The sequence below is a fragment of the Shewanella rhizosphaerae genome, assembly GCF_019457655.1.
In the GTDB taxonomy this organism is placed as follows: domain Bacteria; phylum Pseudomonadota; class Gammaproteobacteria; order Enterobacterales; family Shewanellaceae; genus Shewanella; species Shewanella loihica.
On the sequence record NZ_CP080420.1, the window covers coordinates 2,876,347 to 2,899,636 of the forward strand.

Here is a 23,290-nt window from a genome sequence, read left to right on the forward strand (position 1 = left end):
TTTTATCGAAAACGCCTTGGATAAGCTGATATAATGGGCCAAATTTTTTACTCAGCTATCACCATGACTCAGGCGAATAACCCACTACACGGCATCAAACTCGAAGCCCTACTCACAGACCTCGTCGACCACTACGGCTGGGAAGAGCTTGGCAGACGCATCGACATACGCTGCTTTAACCACGACCCATCCATCAAATCCAGTCTCAAGTTCCTGCGTAAGACCCAGTGGGCCAGGGAAAAGGTGGAGCGCCTCTACCTCAAGATGATTGGCGAGCCTATCCCGGCGCATCTACGCGGCGATGCCAGTCGTCCTATAGATGCCCCCAAGCCTAAACGCACCACTGGCGATGAGGCGGAAAGCTCAGGCACCAGCGGTGTCAACCAACATATTTGGGGCAAATCTGACGACTAAGCCAGGTGATTTCACCAAAAAATCGAGCCTCATCAGATTAATCCCATAAAAATCCGCTTAAGCTTCTGCCCTGCCTGCCGATACTAACGTCAGGCATACTTTTAATTGCATCTATTTAATGAAGTAACAAGGAAGGTTAAGCAGATGAATGTGAACGGTATAAACGCCTTCGGCGCCCAAAGCCTGGGCCCTCAGAGCCTAAGTTCAGTCGATGTGCGCGATCCCAACGCGCCCGAGGCGGCTCAAAATCCAAATGACCCAAACCAGAGTGAACAAACTCTGTCCAGCAGTGACAGAGTCAGCCTGTCTGAGGCAGGCAAGCAGGCCCTCGCCGATGCAACCGGCAAGGCGCTGCACAACAGCGAAGCCGCCAAGACTGACAAGGCGCGCAAGACTGAGGAAGCAGAAGACGATGAAAACTTGTCTGAGATCGACAAGAAGATCAAAGAATTGAAACAGAAACTCGAAGAGCTACAACTGGAGCTTCAGGCCCTGCAGGGGGACGATTCTGAGGCGGCGGAGCTGGAGCGCAAGCAGATACAAGATCAGATAGCCATCACCACCAACCAGCTGATGGCCCTGCTTAAAGCCAAAGAGAAGCAGGTTCAGCCAAGAGAATAGAATCCATAGAGGAAGAGTTGCCAGCATGTAGGCCGTGGCGACACATTAAGGTCACCACGGTGCTAACTCATATTTAGAAGTTATCCCAAAGCCTATACCGTGAACTTAGCCACGGCAAAAGCAGGATTAGTCTTGATGCTCTTCGGTGAAGTGATATTCAGACATCATGTGACCCAGCTCGGTCGATTTGGTCTTCAGATAGGCCTCGTTATAACGATTCTTACCCACCTGCAGTGGCACACGCTCGATAACCGCGATGCCAAGTTCCTTCATCGCCTTCACCTTGCGGGGATTATTGGTCATCAGCTTCACCTGCTGCACACCAATCTTCTCAAGCATGGGCTTGATCATGTCATATTTGCGCATATCGGCGGCAAAACCCAGACGCTCGTTGGCTTCCACCGTATTGGCGCCTTGATCCTGCAGCTCATAGGCACGGATCTTATTGAGAAGGCCTATACCACGGCCTTCCTGACGCAGATAGAGAATAAATCCCTGACCCGCCTCGGCGATATTTTGCATCGCGGTTTGTAGCTGAAAACCACAATCGCAGCGCAGACTGAACAGGGCATCGCCAGTCAGACACTCGGAGTGAATTCTGCCCAGAATGGGCTGGCTCGCATCTAACTCGCCAAAGGTGAGCGCCACATGTTCTTTGCCCGTCTCTGTATCTTCGAAACCATGCATGGCAAACACTCCCCAAGGGGTGGGAAGCTTTGAGGTGGCGACATACTTAATCGACATGAAATAACCTTTACAACTCGCTCTGTCTGAGATGCGAACGAAAAATGAAAACCAGGAGGAGAGACTCTCCCCTTTCTCAGACCGAGCATTCTATGTGTTTTTGCCTAACAGTGAAATACCCGAGTGATGAAATCGGTTATTGCTTCACCGCAACCGCTTTGGCTTATAAGGATACGCCCTGAGTGGCGGCAAGGCTATGAAGTCGCTCACGCCGCCATCAAAATCCTCTATGGCCTAGAAGGCCTTAGGCGCGTATCCAGTCACCTGAGTCAGTCCCATCTGGCGCCCAAGGGCCGTCATGGGATGCACAACGATCAAGCCCTTCACCGAACGCTTGAGCTTACCCATATCCGCCTGCTCGGCCTTGGTCAGCGCACGGCTAAAGGCAAGTTCGCTCACCTCTGTGCCGCGTTTGTTCAACTGACGGCTCTGCTGCTGTTTAACATGGGTAATTTGCTTAGTTACCGCATTGATCTCTTGCTTAAATTGCAAAATCACCGCCTGATCGCCACGCTTCTCTGCCGCATCTAATTTACGACGATACTTGTCGAGACGATCGTTTAACTGCTGTAACTCTTGCTTTAAATTCATTAACTTGCCTTAAAAATCTCGCGAATATACAAATGCCACTCAGATAAAAATAGGCAGCATTTGCCAGTTTGGCGAACATTATACCACTAATGAGGAAGGTACGAACAAGTCATCCGGCATTGGCTGCACCCAAGCCATAGCAGTATCTGCCGCTAATTTCAGCGTTTTTCGGTGAGATAGTGAATAACCTGATTGCTGCTCCCGCGAAACACCAGACTGGGATCGGCGAGCGACTGCTCAAACTTGCCATCCACCAGCACGTCCACATGGGCGATAACCGCTTGTTGGGCCGGGCTGAGTTCATCGAGTCTATAGCCAGTCCACAGCCAGATATCCTTGCCCCGGCACTCCTGCCTTACACGTTTAACTAAGGCCAAGATGACATCGAGATTACCCGGATGCAGCGGGTCGCCGCCAGAGAGCGACAGGCCGCGGCGCACAATGCGGGTATCATTGAGATCCTTAATCACTTGCTCAAGCATAGCCTCGTCGAACAGATGGCCCGAGTCAGGATTCCAGGTCGACTGGTTGTAGCAGCCACGGCACTGATGCTCGCAGCCCGAGACAAACAGGGTCGCCCTGGTGCCGGGTCCATTGACCACGTCGATAGGAAAATATTGATGATAGTTCATGTGCCCCTCATACAAAGATAGCAAGTGCCCCGGGGCGCCTTGCTATCTTCATCTTTTCTTTCACTTTCTATATTCACTTTGTGCCCGCAGCCGAAACTTAGGGCTGCTTGGCTCAGCTCATTAGAGGTGCTTCACCCGGCGTTTAACTTCTTCCTGCTTACCATAGTTGAAGGGTCTGGCATCCGGGCTGCCCAGGTAGCCACACACCCTGCGGGTCACAGACACCCGGCTCGGCTCATGGTTGCCACACTTAGGACAGGTAAAGCCCTTGCTGGTACAGCTAAACTCGCCGGTGAAGCCACAGTCGTAGCACTCGTCAATCGGCGTGTTGGTACCATAGTAAGGCACCCGGCTGTAACTATAATCCCACACATCTTCCAGCGCCTCGATATTGTGCTGCATGTTAGGGTATTCACCGTAGCAGATGAAGCCGCCACTGGTGAGCGCGGGATAGGGCTGCTCGAAATCCAACTTATCGTAGGGATTCACCTTCTTCTCCACATCTAGGTGGAAGCTGTTGGTGTAATAGCCGCGATCCGTAACGCCGTCGATCACCCCAAAGGCCTCTGTATCCAGCTTGCAGAAGCGGCTACACAGGTTCTCGCTCGGCGTGCTGTAGAGGCTAAAGCCATAGCCCGACTCCTCGCGCCAACGCACGGTCGCCGCCTTGAGGTGCTCGATAATGGCAAGCGCCTTGCCGCGCAGGGCCTCGCTGTCATATACATGGGTCTCGCTGCCATAGAGGGCATTGATGGTCTCATGCAGGCCGATATAACCCAGGGAGATAGAGGCGCGACCATTCTTAAAGATGCCGCTGATCTCATCATCCGCGCGCAGACGCACGCCACAGGCGCCTTCCATATAAAGAATTGGCGCTACCCTAGCCTTCACGCCTTGTAGACGCTCGATGCGCGTGTCCAGGGCGCGGCGGGCCACCGCCAAACGCTCATCCAGCAGCTGATAGAAACGCGTCTCGTCGCCCTTAGCCTCGATAGCGATACGCGGCAGGTTCAAGCTGACCACGCCAAGGTTATTACGCCCTTCATGTACCAGCTCGCCCTCCTCCTCGTAGGTGCCGAGGAAGCTGCGACAACCCATAGGCGTCTTAAAGGAGCCTGTGACCTTTTCCACCTGCTCATAGTTGAGGATATCCGGGTACATGCGCATCGACGCACACTTGAGTGCCATCTGCTTGATATCATAGTTGCAGTCGCCCGCCTTGTGGTTGATGCCGTCGCGAATGGCGAAGACCAGCTTAGGGAAGACCGCCGTCTTACGGTTCTTACCCAGGCCCGTCATGCGCACCTTCATCATGGATGACTGGATGAGGCGCGACTCCCAGGAGGTGCCCAAGCCGAAGCCGAAGGTGACAAAAGGTGTCTGGCCGTTGGCTGTGTGCAGGGTGTTGACCTCATACTCCAGCGACTGGAAGGCGTCGTGACACTCTTTCTCTGTCTGCGCCGTGGCAAAAGCCTTGGCATCTGTGATCCCCCAAGTCAGCGCGACCTGATAGTGCTTGTCATAACTCTTGGCAACGAAAGGCGCGAGCACCTCGTCGATACGGTTGATGGTGGTACCGCCATAGATATGGCTGGCCACCTGGGCGATGATCTGCGCCGTAACCGCAGTCGCAGTCGAGATAGACTTAGGGGTCTCGATCTCGGCGTTGCCCATCTTGAAGCCATGGGTCAACATGCCGGCCAGATCGATCAGCATACAATTAAACATGGGGAAGAAAGGCGCATAGTCGAGATCGTGATAATGGATCTCACCCGACTCATGGGCCGCCACCACATCCTTAGGCAGAATATGGCGTGTGGCATAGTGTTTGGCCACAATGCCCGCCAGCAGATCACGCTGGGTGGGGATCACCTTAGAGTCTTTGTTGGCGTTCTCGTTCAGCAGCGCCGCATTGCTCTGCTCCACCAAGCCACGGATCTCGCGGTTGAGACGGCTGCTCAACTCACGATGGATATCCCTATCATGGCGATACTCGATATAGACCCTGGCGAGTTGCTTATAGGGGCCTTCCATCAACTGATTTTCTACCGCATCTTGCAGGTCGTGAATATCCACCTGCTCGAGCTCGGCCACCGAATGGCGTACTTGTAAGGCCACCTCGGTGGCATAGGCAACATCATCAATACCTGCCGAACTTGCTGCAGCAACCACTGCATCTCGAATCCTTGTTTCGTCAAAAGGCGTGCGGTAACCATCCCGCTTAATAACCACTGGCATTGTTCAATATCTCCTCAAGTAACGGCCAAATTAACACCATATATAGTGTTAATATAGACGATGAACACAATATGTAGCGCATTAAGCTACAAGTTAGGCTCAAGTACCTTGATCCAGATCATTAATTTGCGGATGGAATTTTGTGACACAAGATTACTGCCAACTGGGCCACTTATCGTTAAAACTTGCCTTGACCCAGTCGGCAAAGGGAGCTAGATGCGGGATAAAAATGGGACAAGCTGTGAATAAATTACGTAATTCGTTTAGATAGTGCCAGATAACGCTGTAATTGCCCGGAAGCCTGTTGCGAACTTCCCGACGCGACCGCCAATTGCATGGTGGATTTAAGCGCCTGCCACATCTCCTTGTCTCTGCTCGCCAGACCGTTATCTCCTTGAACAAACACCGACAGCTGGGCCGATACCCGCGCCGCCTTCTGGTTCAAACCCTGAGTGTCGAGGCTGTCCATCTGCTTGAGCACAGACTCGGCGTCATCTAGCATGGCGATCATCACGCTATCGGGTTTACTCTCCTTGAGCTGCTCGCGCTGGCTGGCAATGAAGTCGAGCAGCGACGGCTGCGAGCCATCGCCCCTTGGGATCTCAAAGCCCGCCTGACTCAGGCGATTTAGCTGATTTTCCGACAAGATGCCGTCCTGATGTAGACGCTGAATTAACTTGGGAATATCGCCGATACTAAACTGCCCTTTGGAGAAGAAGTCTTTGGCCATCGCCTCTATCTTCTGTGCCCGCTCGGCCCTTGGCGAGAGAAATACCGCCTCCTGTGGGATATCTGGTCCTGTCGTTTGCGCCTTGGAGACTTGATTTGACAGGGTCACCTTGTCGCTGGCCGATGAGCCGTCGACATCACGTGTGTCCTGACCATGTGTATCAGGGCCATGTGCTTCTTGGCCGTGTGAATCTAGGCCATAGCTGTTGGCAATCAGATTGGCTTGTGAAGCATTAATGGCCTGGCTAATTGAATTCATTGTCAATTTTTCGACTACTGCAGAGAAATATCCCTACAAGCAGCAAAAACCAGGCCAAAGCTCCTAGCCAGAACTCCTAAAGAGACAAGCCTTAGGGAATGCTAGGTGATTATTTAAACAACTCCTGTTTATAAGGACTGACGCCTAAGGGCTAACAACTACGCACTCACGCCTAAAGACTATTACTTAGACTATTACTCAGGCTATCAGTGACGCTCAAGCTCATCGATACGGGCGCGGATGATATGGGCCACCTGCTTCACCGCCTCTTGCCCCGCCTCGATCGCCTCGCCCGCGCGGTGGAACTCCATGGTGCCAATCTCCATCACGTTAGGGGTGATCAGAATATCCGGCGGATCCCCCATCAGGCGCACCCGCTTGTGGCGCTGCTCCAGGATATCCATCGACTGAGACATCACAGCCAACATGCCTGGCTCGCTGCGATTGCCGAGGGAAAACTTATCGGTCAGGCCGCTGACATAATCCCGGCCCCGGGCCAGGAGATCCATGAAACCGCTCTCCAGCTCCTTCTCGGCTTTCACCTGCTCTGCTTGGCTCGCCTTCACGTCGGAAGAGATGGCCACAGGCAGCTGCTGATGGCGGGTCTTCCTGTGGGCGTTAAGATCCACGGCAATCACCAAGTCGACGCCCATGGCCCGGCTTACCGATACGGGCACAGGGTTAACCACGGCACCATCCACCAGCCAACGCTCGCCGACTCGCGCCGGTGGTAAGATCCCCGGCATGGAGCAGGAGGCTCGCACCGCATGACGCAGGCTACCCTGCTTGAACCAGATCTCCTGGCCGGTATAGAGGTCGGTCGCCACCGCGGCAAAGGGCATCTGCATCTGCTCGATATCCAGGTTGCCGATATGCTGCTGCATCACGTCGAACACCTTCTCACCGCCAATCAGCCCCCCCTTGCGCCAGCTCAGATCCATCAGGCCCAACACATCCCAGCTGGAAAAGCTGGTCACCCAGGCCTCTAGATCGCTAAGGTTATCTTGTGCATAGGCGGCGCCCACCACGGCGCCGATAGAACAGCCGGCCACCTTGTTGGGGAAGACTCCCATGTTCGCCAGCTCGTTTAGCACACCTATATGGGCCCATCCCTTTGCCGCACCACTACCCAGTGCAATGCCGATATTCACCATCTTCTCTGTTACTCTCCCTGGGACGCGAGCCGCTTGAGCTAGTCACTTAAGTAAATAGCTTGAGAAAGTCGCGTCTTATTGTCTTTAGTTTTCATCATAAGCCAAACCATGACGCCGCACAGCCCATAGCGATAAAAATTAATCTAAGCGCTGCGCCGTAGCATTGATTGGCGACGGGCCAGCGCGCAAGTCGTGGCTGAATCGCTCACGGCGATGTATAATGCGCCCCTATCTATATTTCGGAGCACAGCATTGCAATTTTCAGATTTTTCACTCGATAAACGTCTACTGACCAGCCTTGAACATATGGGCATCGACACGCCGACCGAGATCCAAACGCAATCGATACCCGTAGGCTTATCGGGAAGAGATCTTATGGCATCGTCTAAGACGGGCTCGGGCAAGACCCTGGCCTTCCTGTTGCCAGCAATGCAGCGTGTCATAGCCACCAAGGCGCTAAGCAAGCGCGATCCCAGGGTATTGATTCTGCTACCGACCCGAGAGCTGGCCACCCAGGTCTACAGTCAGCTGCGCCTACTGGTCGCCAATACTCAATACAAGGCGATCAAGATCCTCGGCGGCGAGAACTTTAACGATCAGGCCAAGGCCTTGGCGAGAGACCCCCACTTCGTGGTGGCAACCCCTGGCCGTCTGGCGGATCATTTGGCTCAGCGTCACCTGTTCCTCAACGGACTCGAGCTGCTTATCCTGGATGAGGCCGACCGCATGCTGGATCTTGGCTTCGCCGAGCAGCTCAGGGCGATCAACCAGGCCGCAGATCACAAGCGTCGCCAGACCCTGATGTTCTCGGCAACCTTAGATCACGGTCAGATCAACGAGATTGCCGCCGAGCTGCTCAAGGAGCCGGAGCATGTGGCCATAGGCGCCTCCCATGTGGAAAACCAGGATATCGCCCAGAAGATCTACCTGTGCGACAACCTGAGCCACAAGGAGCAGCTGCTCACCCGTCTGCTACAGCTTGAGCCCCACAAGCAGGTGATCATCTTCACCGCCACCCGTGGCGATACCGACCGCCTGGCTGGTGTGCTGGCCGAACAGGGCTTTAGCACCAGCTCCCTCAGCGGCGAGTTGAAACAGGCGGCGCGTAACCAGATCATGGACCAGTTCAGCCGCGGTCAGCAGCAGATATTGGTCACCACAGACGTGGCCTCCCGCGGCTTGGATCTGCTTAACGTATCCTTGGTGATCAACTTCGACATGCCAAAGTTTGCCGAAGAGTACATTCACCGTATCGGTCGTACCGGCCGCGCCGGCGCCAAGGGCGATGCTATCTCCCTGGTAGGCCCGAAAGACTGGGTCAACTTCAAGCAAGTACAAAACTTCCTGCGTAAAAGCTTTGAGTTCAGCGAGCTGGAGGAGTTGGCGCCTAAGTTTAAGGGGCTAAAAGATAAGCCGAGCCAGGAGAAGCGCCTGGGTAAGCAGCAGGCGAAACCTAAGGCTAAGAAGGCTAAAGCCGCCAGCAGAGCCAAGCCGACGAAGCCGCGGGATAAGCGCTTCATCACAGGCGTCGATGTGGGCGATGCGCCTATGCTTAGAAAGCCCAAGGCGAAACTGCAGGATACCCCTGAAGATTAACGCCTGGCCCCGAGCCAAAAACCTATGATTAGCGGTCACTTAGCGGTCACTTAGTATTTACTGAGGGCCGCTTTTTATTGCCCGCTTTATCTCTTGTCTATCTGCTCTCTACTGTTCTGTACCCGTTCTGCATCTATTCTATATTTATTCAATATCGCCCGACGCTAATCGTGTCGGGCGGTTATCTATGGCACATGCCACCCTATTTAAATCAAGCGGCAGACGATAGCGGCGATTTTCACCTAACAACTAGTGCTCAATCGGACCAATTAAGGTTACAATAGCCGCCATTGATTTTTTTATATTAGGGTTATCATGAGAGTTTGTGGCGTTGAGTTAAAAGGTGGCGAAGCCATCATCTGTTTGTTGAGCTATGAGGGTGAGACCTTTAACATCCCAGATTGCCGTTCTCGCTCACTGACCATCTCTAATTCGGCCAGCACTGAGTCGATCAAAGAGTTCCACTTCGCCTTCAGTAAGCTGATGCAAGACTACAAGGTCGATCAGGTCGCCATCATAGAGCGCGAGCAGAAAGGTAAACTGGCAGGCAGCGCCACCAGCTTCAAGATGGAAGCGGCGATTCAGCTTTGCGGCCTGCCGGTACAGCTGATCTCACCGGTCAACATCAAGGAGCAGCTCAAACGCAATCCACCTATGGTGGATTTCGAAGGCCTGGATCTCAAGCGTTTCCAAAAGAGCGCCTTCGAGGTCGCCTACTGCTACCAAAACAAGTGCATCTTCGCCAAGAAAGATTAAGCCTGTTGCCGGGCGCATCCCGCCCGGCATTATCTAATCGCTTCACCTCAGCCGTCATCCACTAGGCTTTTGCTTATGTCATCACTGCCCTATCTGCAAGGCTATCGGCCCGAGCTTATCAGCCAGGTCAACGAACTGATCGAGACCAATCGATTGAGGAGCGTCCTCGAACGCCGCTACCCTGATAGTCACACGATCCGCAGCGACAAGGCCCTGTATGACTACACCATGGCGCTGAAAACCCGTTATCTTAAGAAGTCTTCGCCCCTGAGTAAGGTGATCTTTGACGATAAGATCACCCTCAAGAAGCAGGCGCTGGGCCTGCACAGCTATGTCGCCAAGAATCACGGCGGCAAGACCAAGTCGAAGAATGAGATCCGCATCGCCGCGCGCCTCAAGGAGGTGCCCGAGCCCCTGCTGCGCATGGTGGTGGTACACGAGCTGGCACATCTTAAAGAGAAGGATCACAACAAGGCCTTCTATCAGCTCTGTTGCCATATGCAGGGCGACTACCATCAGCTTGAATTTGACCTGCGGCTGTGGCTCACCATGCTGGATCTCGAGGCCCAAGAGAAAGGCTAAGCATAAAAAACGCCACATCATGTGGCGTTTTTCTATTCAATAAGCAGTTAAATCAATCGGTATTAATTAGCTTTTTAGCTCTGGCCCATCATCATCTGGCGCACCTTGACCAGCTGAGCAAACTCGCCCATCTGCTTTTTCGACAGCTTACTCGCCATAGGGATATCCGCCTTCATAGGATCCACGGGGCGGCCATTGATATGGAACTCATAGTGCAGATGTGGCCCTGTGATGCGGCCCGTCTTACCCGACAGGGCGATCACCTGGCCTCGAGACACCCTCTGTCCCTTGTGCACCAGGGCCTTAGAGAGATGCAGATAACGGGTACGATACTTGTTGCCGTGGTCGATCACCACATATTTACCCGCATATCTATGGTCGGTCACCAAAGAGACGATGCCATCGCCAGGGGCTACCACCTTAGTGCCGATCGGCGTGGCGAAATCTGTGCCGTTATGGGGCGCGGTGCGACCCGTAACCGGATGGTGACGATGGCGATTAAAGCGCGAGCTGACACGGTAGTTCTTCTGTAGCGGCACACGCTGGAAGGCCCTTGCCAGGCTGCGGCCCTGATCGTCATAGAAGTTGCCGTCGCTATTCTGGTAGGCGTTGATCGTGCTGCGGCCACGTTCTATGGTGATGGCGAGAATGTCGCTGTTACCCGTCACCTCACCATCGATGTATTGATCGCTCTTAAGCACAGAGAATCGGTCGCCCGCGCGCAGATCCCGGGCAAAATTCAGCTTCTCTTTCAGCAGGGACTCGATGCGCTGGATCTCACCGGCATTCAGGCCGATACGCTGAGCCGACAGATAGAAGGAGCCCTGGATCTCACCGCTTAAGGCCCTGTCCTGCCAGATCCCCTCGATATTGATCTCATCGACACTGAATCCCCCCTCCTCGTACCGGCTAAACACCACCTGGCGCGCCGCATTGAAGTAGAGTTCGAGTTTCTCGAGCTGACCCGAGTCATCGAGCCAGAAACGTATGATGTTGCCGGGTTTGAGGGTATCGAGGGCCAGAATGTTCAGATCCGCCTCCAACACCTTGTACATGGTCTGCTGATCCACATTGGCCTCGACAAACAGGCCACTGAGGGTATCGCCGGATACTATGGTCTCAACAAAATCGGCATGAGACACGGTTTCGACCGCTTCGTCGCCCAGGTGCAGGTTAGTCACCAGAGACTCAATATCCAGCGCCACCGGAATGCGTTGTGGCAGGGCCTGTTTCTGGCTTGGCCAAAGCAGTGCCGCGCCCACGACCAGCCCGGCCGCCAATAAGATCTTCTTGTGGGGCGAGGGTAACGCCATGATACGGGATTGAGACATGCTCAAAAAAGAAATTTTACCTGCGCGCAACCTGTGCCTCATTTTTCATTATTATGCTTATCATTAGACCCCAAAACCCCATAAAACATGGGGTCGATGCCAAGTTATATCAAAAATAACGGCATTTACAAACCGATCGACAACACAATTTAATGGAATAAACAGAGGTTTTTGGCGACCAAACAGACAAAAAAACTAAAAAGGTGCTGAAAATCCCACTGATATCAGCACCCTTTTAATCTAGCTTAAGGTAAAACTAATTTAATCTCGCTGCCCTCGGCACTCTTAAGGATATCGATGCGGCTAGCGATCTGCTCTTTCATCTCGGTCACGTGGGAGATCACCCCCACCATGCGACCCGCAGACTGAAGATCCATCAAGGTTCTGATGGCCAGCTCGAGGGAGTCCTGATCCAGGCTACCGAAACCCTCGTCGATAAACAGGGTGTCGAGCTTAATGCCGCCGGCATAGGCCTGCACCACATCCGATAACCCAAGGGCCATAGACAGAGCCGCCATAAAGCTCTCGCCGCCACTCAGGGTCGCCACTGAGCGCACCTTGGCGGTGTAAGCATCTTCCACTTCCAGCTCCAAACCAGAGGCCTTGTTACCCTTGGCCCTCTCCTCCTTGCGCAGCAAGCGATAGCGCCCCTTACTCATCAGCTGCAACCTGTGGCTGGCTTCCAGCAAGACATCGTCCAGCAATACGCTCAGCACGAAGCGTTGCAGGCTTATCTTGTTACCCGTGTTGCCATTGGCAACATCGGCCAGGGTGCCGACCACGGCGTATTGCTGCTCGAGAGCGCCGGCCTTAAGATCCAGCGCCTTGAGCTGCTCCTGGGTTTGACTTAGCTGAGCCGCCCTGGCGCTCACCTTCTGCCACTGAGCCAAGGCCTGCTGCATCACCTGCTCGGCGTCCATTTTTTGCCGCTCGAGCGCACTCATATCCGGCGCCTCACAACCGGCTAAGGTCTCTTGGAGCTGAGACAGGTTGGCCTGATGAGTGATAAGCGCCTGCTCGAACGCCTTAATCTGATTGGACAGCTCGGCCAGATCGGCCTCGGTCAGGCAGGCCTTCTCGAAGGCGGCAACACTTTCAAATTCCGAAGTCGCTAGCGCCTGTTGGAAACTCAGGCTCTCCTGCTCGGCTAGGGCATTCACCTCACCAAGACGACGGCTCGCCGCCTCCAGCGAAGCCTTGGCCGCCGCATTATCCTGCTCAGCCTTGGCATGGGCCGCCCTCACCGATTGCTGGCGCGACTTAAGCTCATCGATAGTCTTGGTAAGATCGGCAATGGCCGTGCTGAGCGCCGCCAGGTCGCTATGGCCCTGTGGTATGGCCGCGCTTATCTGCTGATACTGCCCCTTGTCGCTGGCCAGCTGCTCGGCCAGTTTGCCGTAGTGGGCACGCGCTTCATCCAGCGCGGTTTGTAGCTCTCGTCCCTGGTGCTCGCTGCGCTCAAGCTGAGTCTCTAACTGGGCAAGTGATTGCTGCGCAGCCTTGGCCCGATCGAACCCGTCGCTAAGCGCTGCGAGTCGCACCTGATGCTCATCAAACGACAAACCCGCCGCCTCGCCAAGCTCCTCTTGTAGCTGAGATGCACTTAGCTGCAGGCTCGAAAGGGATTGCTGGAGCAGCTTATACTCGCTTCTGGCCTGATGCAGCAGATTAAGCGCGTCGCTCTCTCGCTGCTTGGCCTGGGCCAGCGCCTCGTCGCTCGGCAGGTCAAATTCGCCCATGGCAGGCTCTGGGTGTTCTAGGCTGCCACAGACCGGGCAAGGCTCACCCGGCGATAACTCTGCCGCCAGGCGCGCCGCCTGACCGCGATGCCAGCTAAGCTCCAGACGCTTATGGGCATCGATCGCCTGCTTGTGCTTTTCGGCAAGCTCACTGCCTGCTGTCTTAGCCGCCGTTAACTTCTGCTCGAGCGCTGCGATCTCCAGCCCCTGCTGCTGCCAGCGCTCAAACACCTTGAGCTGGGCACGGCCGTCGCTCAGAGATTGTTGCAACGCGAGCTGCGGCTCGGCGTCACGTTTAAGAGTCTCGCGGCGACTCACCATCTCCTGGCGAGCCTGATTAAGCTCGTCTAGCTGCTTGGCGCTCTGCTTACCACTCGCCTCGGCCGCCTGCATCTTAGCCTGGCCATCGGCGAGTCGCTGATTCAGTTGATTAAGCTGCTCTAGCTGAGGCGCTAGTGCCTCAAGTTGGGTCAGGCGCTGCTGCTGGCTCAGTTGCTCTTGCTCGAGCGCGCCCAGCTGCTCGAAGGCCTGCTGGCTCTGATTCAATGCATGCTCGGCGCTAGCTTGAATCTGCTGACACTCATCTAAATGCTGGCTTGCCGAGCGCTGCTCGCCGAAGCGCGACTGCATCGCCCGGTACAGGGGGCTCAGGCTATTGGCTCGACCGGCCGCCTGCAGTCTCTGTTGCCACAATGTCGCCTCAACCTGGCGGGCCTTAAGCCCCTCGCCCTCGCTTTGCAGCGCCTGCAGGCGATTGAAATCACTCTGCAGCTTCTGGCCCTTGTCCAGATTCTGATTGGCCGTCAGCAGTGCCTGCTCGGCTTGCTGCTTTTGCGCTTGGGCAAGTTCCAGCTCGGGGGCTATATTCGTCTGTTCCTCGATAAGCGCCTGATCGCTTGCTAACTCGGCGCCCTCCAGAATGCCACCACGGCGATTGCGCATCGCCTCTACGTCACGGCGGATCCCGGCCGCCTGCTGCTTGAGGCGCTCCTCGATGCGACGATAGATGTGGGTCTGAAACAGCTGGCTGAAGATCTTCTCCCTGGCCTTAGAGTCGGCCATCAAGAGCTCGCGAAACTTGCCCTGGGGCAGCACCATCACCTGACGGAACTGATCCACATCCAGGCCAGTCAACTGCTCTATCTGCGCTGTGGCGTCAGACACCTTGGCCGCCACCAGCAGGGTCTCGCTGCCATCTGTGTCGAAGCGAGACAGCTGGGCCTCGCTCTTTTGCAGCGTCACCCCATCACCACTCTTCTTAGCCCTTGGCTGCTCGGGCACGCGGCGAATAAGATAACGCGTGCTGCCGAGCTCAAACTCGAAGCCGACCTGAGTCAGCCTCTGCTCATCGGCCATGTCGCAGCGCATCTGGGTGCCTTCGCGCTCATCTCCTGTGGTCTTGCCATAGAGGGCGAAACAGATGGCATCGAGAATCGTCGTCTTACCCGCCCCCGTGGGGCCGTTGATTAGAAACAGCGGGTTACTGCCCAGGGCGGCAAAATCTATGGTCTGCTCGTCGGCGAAGGGGCCGAAGGCGGTCATGGTCAGTCGCAGTGGTCTCATTGCGCCGCCTCCCCTTTGTGCAGCTCATCCAGGGTCTGGGTGATCAGCTCAAGCTGCGCCTCGTTAAGTGGATCGCCGGAGACCTGAGTGAAGAAATCTTTGAACATCTCGAGCTCACCCTTCTTGATGTGATCCGAGGCGATGGCCAGCTGCTCATTATTGGCCATCAGGCCGGTGCGCTCAAGATGCAGCACATTGGGATAGACGCTTCTGAGCTTACCCATGGCATCTAAGATGGCGTGTTTATCCAGCAGTCGCACCATCAGATAATCCTCACGGCCGGGATCTTTCGCTCCTTGCTGCAATAAGTCATCGAGCGCGCCCTCTATGATGCGCACATCACGCAGAGGCGTGAGCGGCAGCAGTGTCATGACAGCCTGGCTGTCTGCCGTGAGCTCCACCAGGGTTACCGACTTGTTCTGATGTTGCTCGCTAAAGGAGTATTTGAGGATGGAGCCAGAGTAGCGCACCTGCTCCGTCCCCTTGCATTGCGGGCCATGGAGATGACCCAGGGCCGTATAGTCGAAGGGCGCGAAATGCTTAGGCGAGATCTTGTCTGCACCGCCGATACTCAGTGGTCGCTCCGAGTCCGATTCGCTGCCGCCATCGAGGAAACAGTGGCCTATCACCACCTTAGGTAATCCCTGACTGTCATGATCCTGCACCTGCTTGAGCAGCTCGACCATCGCCTCCTCATGGCTGCTGGCCTCGCATTCCAATTGCTGTCTGACGGTAGCGGGCTCGGCATAGGGCAGCGGATAGAAGATGGCATCACCGCTGCCTGAGCTTAATCTTATGGGGCTCACCTTGGGCGCCAAGGGGCCTATGATGTGCAGGCCGCTGGCCTGCATCTGGCGCGCGGCAAACCCCAGCCTTTCATGGCCGTCATGGTTACCGGCGATCATGATGACGTCGATCCCAAGGGCGATAAATTCGTTGAGCACCTCATCGAGCAAAGCCACAGCGTTGGCCGGCGGCACGGAGCGATCGTAGATATCACCGGCGACAATCAGGGCATCGACCTCATGGGTTTTAGCCAGGGAGACTATCTGATCCAGCACATGACGCTGATCGTCCAGCAGGCTCTGATTGTGCAGCTGACGGCCAATATGCCAGTCTGAGGTATGGATAAATTTCATCTTTTCTCGTTTAAAAATGAGGAGGATAGGAAGAGAAGCTCTGCAGGCTATAGTAAGAAATGTCACCCCATTAGGCAATGCGCTGCCCAAGGCTTTGTGAAAGCGGCTTAGCAGCTGCTCAGTATTAGGCCCAAACCTGCCCTGCAATAAACTCTTGGCCAGCGTTTCTTCTAAATAAAAAAGACCCACCATAACGGGTGGGCCTTCTCTGTTTACCAAGCTTGTACGCGCGAGCTATTTATCCGGCGTCAATGCCAGCACGGCGTCGACATCAGCAGCGCTATGACGCTCGGCCAGCTGCTCCCAAGGTTCGCCCCAGGTGCGATTGACGATGCGACCGCGCTTCACCGCATCCCGCGCGGCGATCTGCTCGGCCCAGCGCTTGAGATGCACATAGCTGTCGACATCGAGGAACTCAGCCGCGTCATAGGCATGACCCAGCACCAGATTGCCATACCAGGGCCAGATCGCCATGTCGGCGATGGAGTAGTTGTCCCCGGCGATATAAGTGTGCTCTGCAAGCTGCTTGTCCAGCAGATCCAGCTGACGCTTCACCTCCATGGAGAAGCGGTTGATGGGATACTCAAACTTTTCCGGCGCATAGGCGTAGAAATGGCCGAAGCCACCGCCGAGGTAAGGCGCCGCGCCCTGCAGCCAGAAGAGCCAGTTGAGCACCTGAGTGCGCTCAGGACCAGTCGCTGGCAGGAAATAGCCAAACTTCTCAGCCAGGTGAAGCAAGATTGCGCCGGACTCGAACACGTTAACTTCAGTATCACCCGTCTTATCCAGCAAGGCAGGGATCTTAGAGTTGGGGTTGACCGCCACGAAGCCGCTGGAGAACTGCTCGCCCTCACCTATCTGAATAAGATGCGCGTCATACTCGGCATCCGCGCCTATGGCGAGAAGCTCCTCGAGCATTATGGTGACCTTCTGGCCATTAGGCGTCGCCAGGGAATAGAGCTGCAAGCCATGCTCGCCCTGGGGCAGTTTGGCCTCATGACGGGCGCCCGCCGTGGGGCGATTGATGCTGGCCCAGGTACCGCCATTTTCGCTGTCCATGGTCCACACTTTCGGGGGAATATAGGTTTCAGACATACTGCTTCCTTTATCTTATTAGTTGGTGTCGCGATCAATAGTGTCGTCGCGCCATGCCCGCTGGGGACATACTCTGTCCTGGAGTGATCTCGGGGCGTATGCTGACAATTTAAACCCTTGTGGGGTCAATTGGATAGAACCTTTGGCTATAGGGCCAACTGAATTGGCATGAAAGAAAATCGCCATTCACCGCAAGGCCACAACTGACAGGCGTTCGCTCAATAAAAGGCGTTTCAGAATGACTCAATCCGAATCCGCATCAGCATCCGACTCGTCGGCCTGTTTGGCCTGGTATCTTTCTAAGATCCCGCTGCGGGCAAGTCCGCGATGCACATTGCGGCACAACTTGGCGAAGCGGCTCACCTCACCGAGTAATGGCGTGCCTCCCTGCTCGATGGCGCTTTCCCAATAGCGCATCTCGCTGTCGACCAGCTCGAGTAACTTCTTGGGGCAACCGATACAGGAACCCTGAGGGCCACAGACGAAGGTCTCGGGCTCATTGAGCGGCATCGCCTGCTTGACCTGATCGATCAGCTGTAACATGGCGGTGGTGCTATCTGGCTTGCGCGTCACGGGCGTTGAAATCTCACATCGAATCTGACGAAAAATAAGACGGCTATATTACCTTTCCCTAAGCTAACAAAACAGGACCTGGATCATAGCCCCCGGATCAAACCCCCTGAGTCATAGTCTTGGTTCATGGCCGCTCGTAATAGGTCTGCTGACCCGCAGCGTTAAAGTAAAACGCCTCGAGCAATTTCCCCTGGCCGTCGAAGCGCTCACGCTTAATCAGTTTGCCCGATTCATCGAAGGTCTTCACCTCTGTATCGACCATGATCCCCTGTCGATACTCCTTGGCATTCATCAGCTGACCATTGCAGTGATAGGACTCGAATCGCCCCTGCTCGACACCCATCTCATAGTGAGCGAGCTCCTCCAGCGCGCCGCTAGACTGACAGAAACTGCGCTGCTCACCGTGGCGCTCGATAAGCGGATCGAAGCCATATTGCTGCTGCGATTGAAGGCGACCGTTTGGCCAATAGGTCTGCTGCGCAGCCAGATTGCTCTGCCTATCATAGGCATAGCGCGTCTTTACCTTGCCGCTGGCATAATAGGTTATCTCGCTGAGCCGCTTAAGATCCTGTTTACGAAACAGGGCGTCGCTGGCCAAGCTGCCGTCTGGGAAATAGTGACGCAGGCGCTCACGCTGTTCGCCGTCCTGAAAGAATAGGTGCGTCCAGGGACGTCCCTGCTCATAGGTGATGGACTCGACTGTCTTATCGCCCTCCAGGCGGCGATAACTTTCTATGATGCCAGCCTCATCGAACAGGGCAACCGCCTGTTCCTCACCATTCTTGTAGATGGCCTGACGTTTCGGTCGCTGGCTTTGCACATGATAGTCCAAGTGCTCACCCTCTCTTATCCCTTGGCGATACCAACCCTGGGACAGGATCCGGCTGCCCTCGGCTGAGAAGCTAAATCCATGGCGTTTCCCCTCGTAGTACTGGGTGGCGCCAAAGTAAGTCGCCGGCTCGCCTCGGGTCGCTATGCCGCTAAAGGGCTTGCCGCGATAGCCTGTTAGGCAGTCGGTCTCGACCCAGATCCCGTAAACCTGCTGCTTGCTGCACTCGATAGGCGCAAGCGACTGCTCATCTATGGGCAACTGAGGCGCCTGATGGCAGCCGGGTAACAGCAAGAAGGCCAAGAACGCCGGAGAGATAAGCTTGACGCCAGGCTTCATCTTATCCCGGCTCCATCTTGTTCCAGCTTTGCTCAGTTTGACCTGTTCCAGCGTCCTTTGGCTAAGTGGCACGTATCTTCTCATCTAGTGATGTTCCGTCTTGATCAGCTTGCCGAATTGATCATAGAAGGCCCAGTCGCCGGCCTGACGATCAGCGATATAGCTGCCTTCGCTGCGCAGCTCACCACTTGGCCAGTAGGCGCGCCACAAGCCTTCCTTGCGAGAGCGCAGGAAGGCCCCCTGCTCGGCCTGCTTACCATTAGCGTGAAAATAGCTGGCCTCACCTTCACGCTGACCGTCCAGCCACAGCTCCTTGGCCTGTGGCTTACCCGTTTGGAAATAGCTCAGCTGCTCGCCGCTCAGCTTGTCTTTCTGGTAGTGGGCGCGCACCTTTAACTGGCCATTGGGGTAATATTTGGCGTACTCGCCGTTAAGTTTACCCGCAAGATACTCGCCGCTTTCCGACAGCACACCGTCCTCAAACCAGCTTTGCCAGAGTCCGACCTGCTCCCCCTTAAGCATCTCGCCCTCACGCTTGAGTTGGCCGTTATTGGCGTAGTACTCGCTGTAGTGGCCGCTGAGTTCACCCGCCTGATATTGCTCGCTGCGATAACGCACCTGCTTGAAGCTGTAATAGGCCCGCTCGCCCTCGAGTTTGTCCTGATGATAATGGCTGACGCGATAGATGTTGCCCTCGGGAATAGGGCCGAAGCTAGGATCCTTCTCCTGGTAGCGATACTCGGTCCACTCGCCCTCCTTGCGATCCTCAAGGTAATGACCTGTCACCCGGCGACGTCCGTTATCCAACTCGCTGTAAGGCCCGTTTAGCTTGCCCGCCTCAAAGGTCATCTCGCGGCTCACTATGCCCTGACGATACTGACGCCAGGTACCCTGTTTCTCGCCATTCTTGTACTCGCCAGCCTCGTTGAGATCGCCGTTGGCATACCAGCGGGAAAACGCGCCATGAAGCGGATAGCGGCTGCGGCCGGCGATTTTCTCATCGCTGTAATGCATAAGCTCTCTGGGTTTACCCGTCTCATAGAAGGATTCATATTTGCCGACCCATTGCCCGTCGATGCGGGTGCCACGCTCCTTGAGGGTGCCGTCGTCGAAATAGCGCTCGGCCCTGCCTGTCTGGCGATTGTCCTGATACTGATCCAGGCTGCGCAACTGGCCGTTATCGTAATAGGCGATGAAATTCCCATGGCGCGCGCCCTGACGCCACTGCTCCTGACGCTGCAACTTGCCCTGACGATAGGTCTCGAACTTGCCATCTTTCAGCCCCAGATCGTAATGCTCAGTGGCCAGCAGGTTACCCGCCGGGTCGAAGCGCTGCTGCAGGCCATGCAAGGGATACTGCCCGTTGTCGGCCAAAATTTGATCCTGGTAGCGAATCACCTTCTTGGGTTTACCATCGTCAAAATAGGTCTTCTGCTCACCCGCCTGCAGGCCCGCCTTATAGTTCAGCTCACTCACCAGGATGCCGGCGCGGTTAAAATAGCGCTGAATGCCGTCATGTTCGCCATCGAGGTAGTTTTCCTCCTCGAGCTTGACCCCTGTGTCGCTGTAATGCACCAGAGTGCCCTGGCGCAGATCCTCACTATACTGACCCTGCAGCGATAACTGGCCATTGGGATAGTAGCTTAGACTCTCGCCGTGGAGGCGACCGGCGACGTAATGCTCGTCACGCTCGGGCGTGCCATCATCATAGAACGTCTGCCAGCGCCCCTGACGCTCGCCGTTGGCATCTAGCGTGCCTGTCTCAATCACCTGCCCCTCGCTGTTTTGCGCAAGATAAGGGCCGGACAACTGGTTGTTGGCATACTGCTGTCGCTGAGCCAGCACGCCGTTTGCATGGTAGATCTCCCACACTCCGTGGCGCAGATTATCGACATAAGTCTCTTTGGCCTTAAGCTTACCGCTGGCGAAATAGCGCAGCACCTGGGTCTTCGCCCCAGCCTCATAGACCGTCTTCTGATAAAGGTTACCCAAGTCATCATATTCGGCCCACTCGCCGCTTGGCACGCCGTTGAGATAGAACTGCTCCTCACTCAGCTCGCCATTTGGGCTAAACAGCTGCCAGCGCCCCGACTGCAGGCCGCTGACATACTCGCCGTCCACCAACTTCTGATTGTTGGGCAGATAGACCTGCCAGCGACCATTGGGCACGCCCTGGGCAAACTCCCCCAGGGTATAGCCTTGATTATCCCGCACCAGGGTCACCTGACCACTCAGCGCCATGCCGGTGGCCAGGTTGTAGTAGGTGGCGATCCCTTCCTGCTGGCGGATCTCCACCATCAGGCTGGAAATATTCTGACTCGCCGCCACGGGGCTGGCGATAAAGCTAGACACGCCCAGGCCGATCCCAGCCAACAACACAGAATAAGCGCGATTAGAGTGCATATAAGCTTCCTTGTACCTAACCATTTGTTCCTAAAAACATGTTCCTAACTATCTGTTCCGAACGATATGTTCCTAACAATATGTTTCTAAAAGACGTCTAAAAATTAATATTTACTGAATAATGTTGGGTGCAGCCAGGCCCTGCTGCTATCGCCGAAAGATCAGCTCATGCTGAGTGCGATAGGGCCAGCTTTGTTCAGCCGCGATCGGCTCGCCGTGGCGATACTCGCTACGCCTACTCAGGGCGCCATCATCATAAAACGCATACTGAGTGCCATGCAGGCGCCCCTGCTCATCAAACTTCGCGATAGCCAGCCTATAGCCCTGGGCGCTGAAACGCTGCCATTTCCCCACCTGCTTGCCTGCCCGATATCGGCCTTGCCAATTTTCGCGCCGAGTCACGGGGCGCGGCGAATAATCCCCCTCGCTCGGCGGCACTATCCAATCGCCGTCACGCTGACCGTTAAGATATTGGCCACGCGCGTAGATCTGGCCGTCGCTATAGTAGCGCTCAAATTTGCCGATGAGCTCGCCATCGCGATAGTGAATTCGCTCCAACACCTGACCCGCCTCTCCAAGGGATAAATACTCGCCATCGAGCCGGCCATGGCGGTTATAGTGGCACTGGGTGCGCATCTCGCGGCTTTGCATCACCCAGTCGCCCACCTGCTTGTCGGCGGCATATTCTCCCTGATAGATGAGCTTGCCATCGCCGCTTCGTTTCTCTGCCTTTCCCTGCTTCACGCCGTCGTGATAGTGGCTCTTCTCTATCCAGGCGACTTGATTGTTCCGGCCCTGTTTATTGCTGGCAGCTTCGCTATTGTTAGCTGCGTGACTATTGTTTGCGCCAAGCTTATTGTTATCGCTAAGCCTGTTGCTCCCGCCAAGCTTTGCCTCAATTTTTAATCCGGTGAGCTTACCCGCTATAGTCTCCTCGCGGCCTATCATCTCGCCCTCAAGGTATTGGCTAACCAGACGCCACTGCCTCAGCTTGTGCTTTTCTATCTGCGTGACCAAAACCTCTTTTTGATAGAAGCGCCTCACCTCTTGGCGATCGCCATAGGCGAGGTAGCGATATTCCACCTCGAGGTAGCGCTCACCATTGTCACGATACTCGACCACGCTCTCGGTGCGGCCACGCTCATCGAGGAGCTCGCGTTTAGCCAGGCGACCATCTTCGAAATAATTCAGCTGCTCGCCCGTCTTGATGCCGTTTTTCCATCTGTGATGCTGCTTGAGCTGACCACTTTGAAAATAGGCAAAGTAATCCCCCTCCTCCTTGCCATCACGATAGGCCTGGGTCACCTCCACCTTGCCATCCTGCCAGAAGGTTTCGGTGCCATGCTTAAGCCCATCTCGCTTCTGGCTTTCCATGGTCAGCTGACCCTGTGGGTTGTAGAAGCGGTCACTGCACTGCCCGGTATGACAGAGGACTCGCACCGGCGCACCGGTCGGTGAGTAGACCATCTCCTGCTGCACAGGCTTGCCCTGGTGATAGATAGACTCGCGCTTAAGCTCGCCTGTTGGGTAATACTCTTTCTGCGGTCCCTCTCTCTCGCCCCTATCGAACTGGCAGTCGCAGCTAAGCTTTCCATCCTCATCATAAATCCTCACCAAGCCTTGGCGCTGACCCAGGTCATTAAACTCGCCCTGCTCGACCAAGGCGCCATCGCTGGCGAAGAAGCGATAAGGCCCGACGGGATGAGTGCCGTTATCTCCCAGTCGATCACTGCTTAGGGCGCCACTAAATTGCTTGATGTTTGTGCTGAGATAATAGGGCTCAAAGCGAAACCGCCCCAAGGATGAGCCGGGCAGAGTCTCGAGTGGGCCCTTAAGGTAAAACTTGGCCTCGCTCTTAAGCTCGGTCGGTTGCCAGTCCTTATCGAGCCAGATGCTCGCCTCGGCGGCGCCAGAACTTACACACAAGACGAGCAGAAACAGTAAGATACGCTGCATTCTCATC

General features: G+C 55.3%; 19 protein-coding genes. 5 read left to right on the top strand and 14 right to left on the bottom strand.

Annotated features, from left to right (window positions below; genetic code table 11):
• Positions 1-63: 63 nt before the first annotated feature.
• A complete protein-coding gene (locus tag K0I63_RS12665) occupies positions 64-414 on the top strand; it encodes a VF530 family protein (RefSeq protein ID WP_220083441.1) in 351 nt (116 codons plus the stop codon).
• A gap of 144 nt (positions 415-558) precedes the next feature.
• Positions 559-1,035: a hypothetical protein gene (locus K0I63_RS12670; protein ID WP_220081272.1), complete on the top strand. Its 477-nt coding sequence runs from the start codon at positions 559-561 to the stop codon at positions 1,033-1,035.
• Between the two features lie 126 nt (positions 1,036-1,161).
• On the opposite strand, the gene ribA is transcribed toward K0I63_RS12670, so the two are convergent.
• From ribA to rssA, 6 genes are all read right to left on the bottom strand, one after another.
• Entirely contained in the window at positions 1,162-1,779 is a 618-nt protein-coding gene (ribA, locus tag K0I63_RS12675) for a GTP cyclohydrolase II (protein WP_011866243.1), read from the bottom strand.
• A gap of 234 nt (positions 1,780-2,013) precedes the next feature.
• Positions 2,014-2,370 (bottom strand): YibL family ribosome-associated protein, encoded by a 357-nt coding sequence (locus tag K0I63_RS12680; RefSeq protein ID WP_011866244.1) that lies wholly within the window; start codon positions 2,368-2,370, stop codon positions 2,014-2,016.
• A 158-nt stretch (positions 2,371-2,528) separates the two neighbouring features.
• On the bottom strand, positions 2,529-3,002 hold the full coding sequence (gene nrdG, locus K0I63_RS12685; RefSeq protein ID WP_220078630.1) for an anaerobic ribonucleoside-triphosphate reductase-activating protein: 474 nt from the start codon (positions 3,000-3,002) through the stop codon (positions 2,529-2,531).
• 120 nt (positions 3,003-3,122) lie between these two features.
• On the bottom strand, positions 3,123-5,240 hold the full coding sequence (nrdD, locus tag K0I63_RS12690; protein WP_220081273.1) for an anaerobic ribonucleoside-triphosphate reductase: 2,118 nt from the start codon (positions 5,238-5,240) through the stop codon (positions 3,123-3,125).
• 250 nt (positions 5,241-5,490) lie between these two features.
• Positions 5,491-6,228 carry a hypothetical protein gene (locus K0I63_RS12695; RefSeq protein ID WP_220081274.1) on the bottom strand — a complete coding sequence of 246 codons (738 nt, stop codon included), beginning with the start codon at positions 6,226-6,228 and terminating at the stop codon, positions 5,491-5,493.
• A gap of 206 nt (positions 6,229-6,434) precedes the next feature.
• Positions 6,435-7,382: a patatin-like phospholipase RssA gene (rssA, locus tag K0I63_RS12700; RefSeq protein WP_220081275.1), complete on the bottom strand. Its 948-nt coding sequence runs from the start codon at positions 7,380-7,382 to the stop codon at positions 6,435-6,437.
• 252 nt (positions 7,383-7,634) lie between these two features.
• Between rssA and K0I63_RS12705 the strand changes: the two genes are divergently transcribed.
• The 3 genes from K0I63_RS12705 to K0I63_RS12715 all read left to right on the top strand — a co-directional run bounded on the left by K0I63_RS12705 (position 7,635) and on the right by K0I63_RS12715 (position 10,316).
• A complete protein-coding gene (locus K0I63_RS12705; RefSeq protein ID WP_220081276.1) occupies positions 7,635-8,978 on the top strand; it encodes a DEAD/DEAH box helicase in 1,344 nt (447 codons plus the stop codon).
• 315 nt (positions 8,979-9,293) lie between these two features.
• Positions 9,294-9,734 carry a DUF3010 family protein gene (locus K0I63_RS12710; protein WP_011866250.1) on the top strand — a complete coding sequence of 147 codons (441 nt, stop codon included), beginning with the start codon at positions 9,294-9,296 and terminating at the stop codon, positions 9,732-9,734.
• Positions 9,735-9,809: 75 nt separating this feature from the next.
• Complete coding sequence (locus K0I63_RS12715) at positions 9,810-10,316, top strand: M48 metallopeptidase family protein (RefSeq protein ID WP_220081277.1); 507 nt, start codon at positions 9,810-9,812, stop codon at positions 10,314-10,316.
• A gap of 74 nt (positions 10,317-10,390) precedes the next feature.
• Here K0I63_RS12715 and K0I63_RS12720 read toward each other — a convergent pair whose 3' ends face one another.
• The 8 genes from K0I63_RS12720 to K0I63_RS12755 all read right to left on the bottom strand — a co-directional run bounded on the left by K0I63_RS12720 (position 10,391) and on the right by K0I63_RS12755 (position 23,283).
• Positions 10,391-11,647, bottom strand: coding sequence for a peptidoglycan DD-metalloendopeptidase family protein (locus tag K0I63_RS12720; RefSeq protein WP_258407012.1), 1,257 nt, complete (start codon positions 11,645-11,647; stop codon positions 10,391-10,393).
• Between the two features lie 245 nt (positions 11,648-11,892).
• Positions 11,893-14,949 carry an AAA family ATPase gene (locus K0I63_RS12725; RefSeq protein WP_220081279.1) on the bottom strand — a complete coding sequence of 1,019 codons (3,057 nt, stop codon included), beginning with the start codon at positions 14,947-14,949 and terminating at the stop codon, positions 11,893-11,895.
• Positions 14,946-16,088 (bottom strand): exonuclease SbcCD subunit D, encoded by a 1,143-nt coding sequence (locus K0I63_RS12730; RefSeq protein WP_220081280.1) that lies wholly within the window; start codon positions 16,086-16,088, stop codon positions 14,946-14,948. The genes K0I63_RS12725 and K0I63_RS12730 overlap by 4 nt, the downstream gene beginning before the upstream one ends.
• Positions 16,089-16,322: 234 nt before the next feature.
• A complete protein-coding gene (gene yghU / locus K0I63_RS12735) occupies positions 16,323-17,183 on the bottom strand; it encodes a glutathione-dependent disulfide-bond oxidoreductase (protein WP_220081281.1) in 861 nt (286 codons plus the stop codon).
• 243 nt (positions 17,184-17,426) lie between these two features.
• Entirely contained in the window at positions 17,427-17,756 is a 330-nt protein-coding gene (locus K0I63_RS12740; protein ID WP_220081282.1) for a hypothetical protein, read from the bottom strand.
• Positions 17,757-17,880: 124 nt separating this feature from the next.
• Positions 17,881-19,008, bottom strand: a complete 1,128-nt coding sequence (locus K0I63_RS12745; RefSeq protein ID WP_220081283.1) for a toxin-antitoxin system YwqK family antitoxin — start codon at positions 19,006-19,008, stop codon at positions 17,881-17,883.
• Positions 19,009-21,327, bottom strand: coding sequence for a toxin-antitoxin system YwqK family antitoxin (locus K0I63_RS12750; protein WP_220081284.1), 2,319 nt, complete (start codon positions 21,325-21,327; stop codon positions 19,009-19,011).
• 147 nt (positions 21,328-21,474) lie between these two features.
• Positions 21,475-23,283, bottom strand: coding sequence for a toxin-antitoxin system YwqK family antitoxin (locus K0I63_RS12755; RefSeq protein WP_220081285.1), 1,809 nt, complete (start codon positions 23,281-23,283; stop codon positions 21,475-21,477).
• Positions 23,284-23,290 lie beyond the last annotated feature (7 nt).

What these genes read in the sequence shown, in the direction of transcription:
- K0I63_RS12665 (WP_220083441.1), top strand. Translation starts at nt 64, where the DNA reads ATGACTCAGGCGAATAACCCACTACACGGCATCAAACTCGAAGCCCTA.
- K0I63_RS12670 (WP_220081272.1), top strand. Translation starts at nt 559, where the DNA reads ATGAATGTGAACGGTATAAACGCCTTCGGCGCCCAAAGCCTGGGCCCT.
- ribA (WP_011866243.1), bottom strand. Translation starts at nt 1,779, where the DNA reads ATGTCGATTAAGTATGTCGCCACCTCAAAGCTTCCCACCCCTTGGGGA.
- K0I63_RS12680 (WP_011866244.1), bottom strand. Translation starts at nt 2,370, where the DNA reads ATGAATTTAAAGCAAGAGTTACAGCAGTTAAACGATCGTCTCGACAAG.
- nrdG (WP_220078630.1), bottom strand. Translation starts at nt 3,002, where the DNA reads ATGAACTATCATCAATATTTTCCTATCGACGTGGTCAATGGACCCGGC.
- nrdD (WP_220081273.1), bottom strand. Translation starts at nt 5,240, where the DNA reads ATGCCAGTGGTTATTAAGCGGGATGGTTACCGCACGCCTTTTGACGAA.
- K0I63_RS12695 (WP_220081274.1), bottom strand. Translation starts at nt 6,228, where the DNA reads ATGAATTCAATTAGCCAGGCCATTAATGCTTCACAAGCCAATCTGATT.
- rssA (WP_220081275.1), bottom strand. Translation starts at nt 7,382, where the DNA reads ATGGTGAATATCGGCATTGCACTGGGTAGTGGTGCGGCAAAGGGATGG.
- K0I63_RS12710 (WP_011866250.1), top strand. Translation starts at nt 9,294, where the DNA reads ATGAGAGTTTGTGGCGTTGAGTTAAAAGGTGGCGAAGCCATCATCTGT.
- K0I63_RS12715 (WP_220081277.1), top strand. Translation starts at nt 9,810, where the DNA reads ATGTCATCACTGCCCTATCTGCAAGGCTATCGGCCCGAGCTTATCAGC.
- K0I63_RS12720 (WP_258407012.1), bottom strand. Translation starts at nt 11,647, where the DNA reads ATGTCTCAATCCCGTATCATGGCGTTACCCTCGCCCCACAAGAAGATC.
- K0I63_RS12725 (WP_220081279.1), bottom strand. Translation starts at nt 14,949, where the DNA reads ATGAGACCACTGCGACTGACCATGACCGCCTTCGGCCCCTTCGCCGAC.
- K0I63_RS12730 (WP_220081280.1), bottom strand. Translation starts at nt 16,088, where the DNA reads ATGAAATTTATCCATACCTCAGACTGGCATATTGGCCGTCAGCTGCAC.
- yghU (WP_220081281.1), bottom strand. Translation starts at nt 17,183, where the DNA reads ATGTCTGAAACCTATATTCCCCCGAAAGTGTGGACCATGGACAGCGAA.
- K0I63_RS12745 (WP_220081283.1), bottom strand. Translation starts at nt 19,008, where the DNA reads ATGAGAAGATACGTGCCACTTAGCCAAAGGACGCTGGAACAGGTCAAA.
- K0I63_RS12750 (WP_220081284.1), bottom strand. Translation starts at nt 21,327, where the DNA reads ATGCACTCTAATCGCGCTTATTCTGTGTTGTTGGCTGGGATCGGCCTG.
- K0I63_RS12755 (WP_220081285.1), bottom strand. Translation starts at nt 23,283, where the DNA reads ATGCAGCGTATCTTACTGTTTCTGCTCGTCTTGTGTGTAAGTTCTGGC.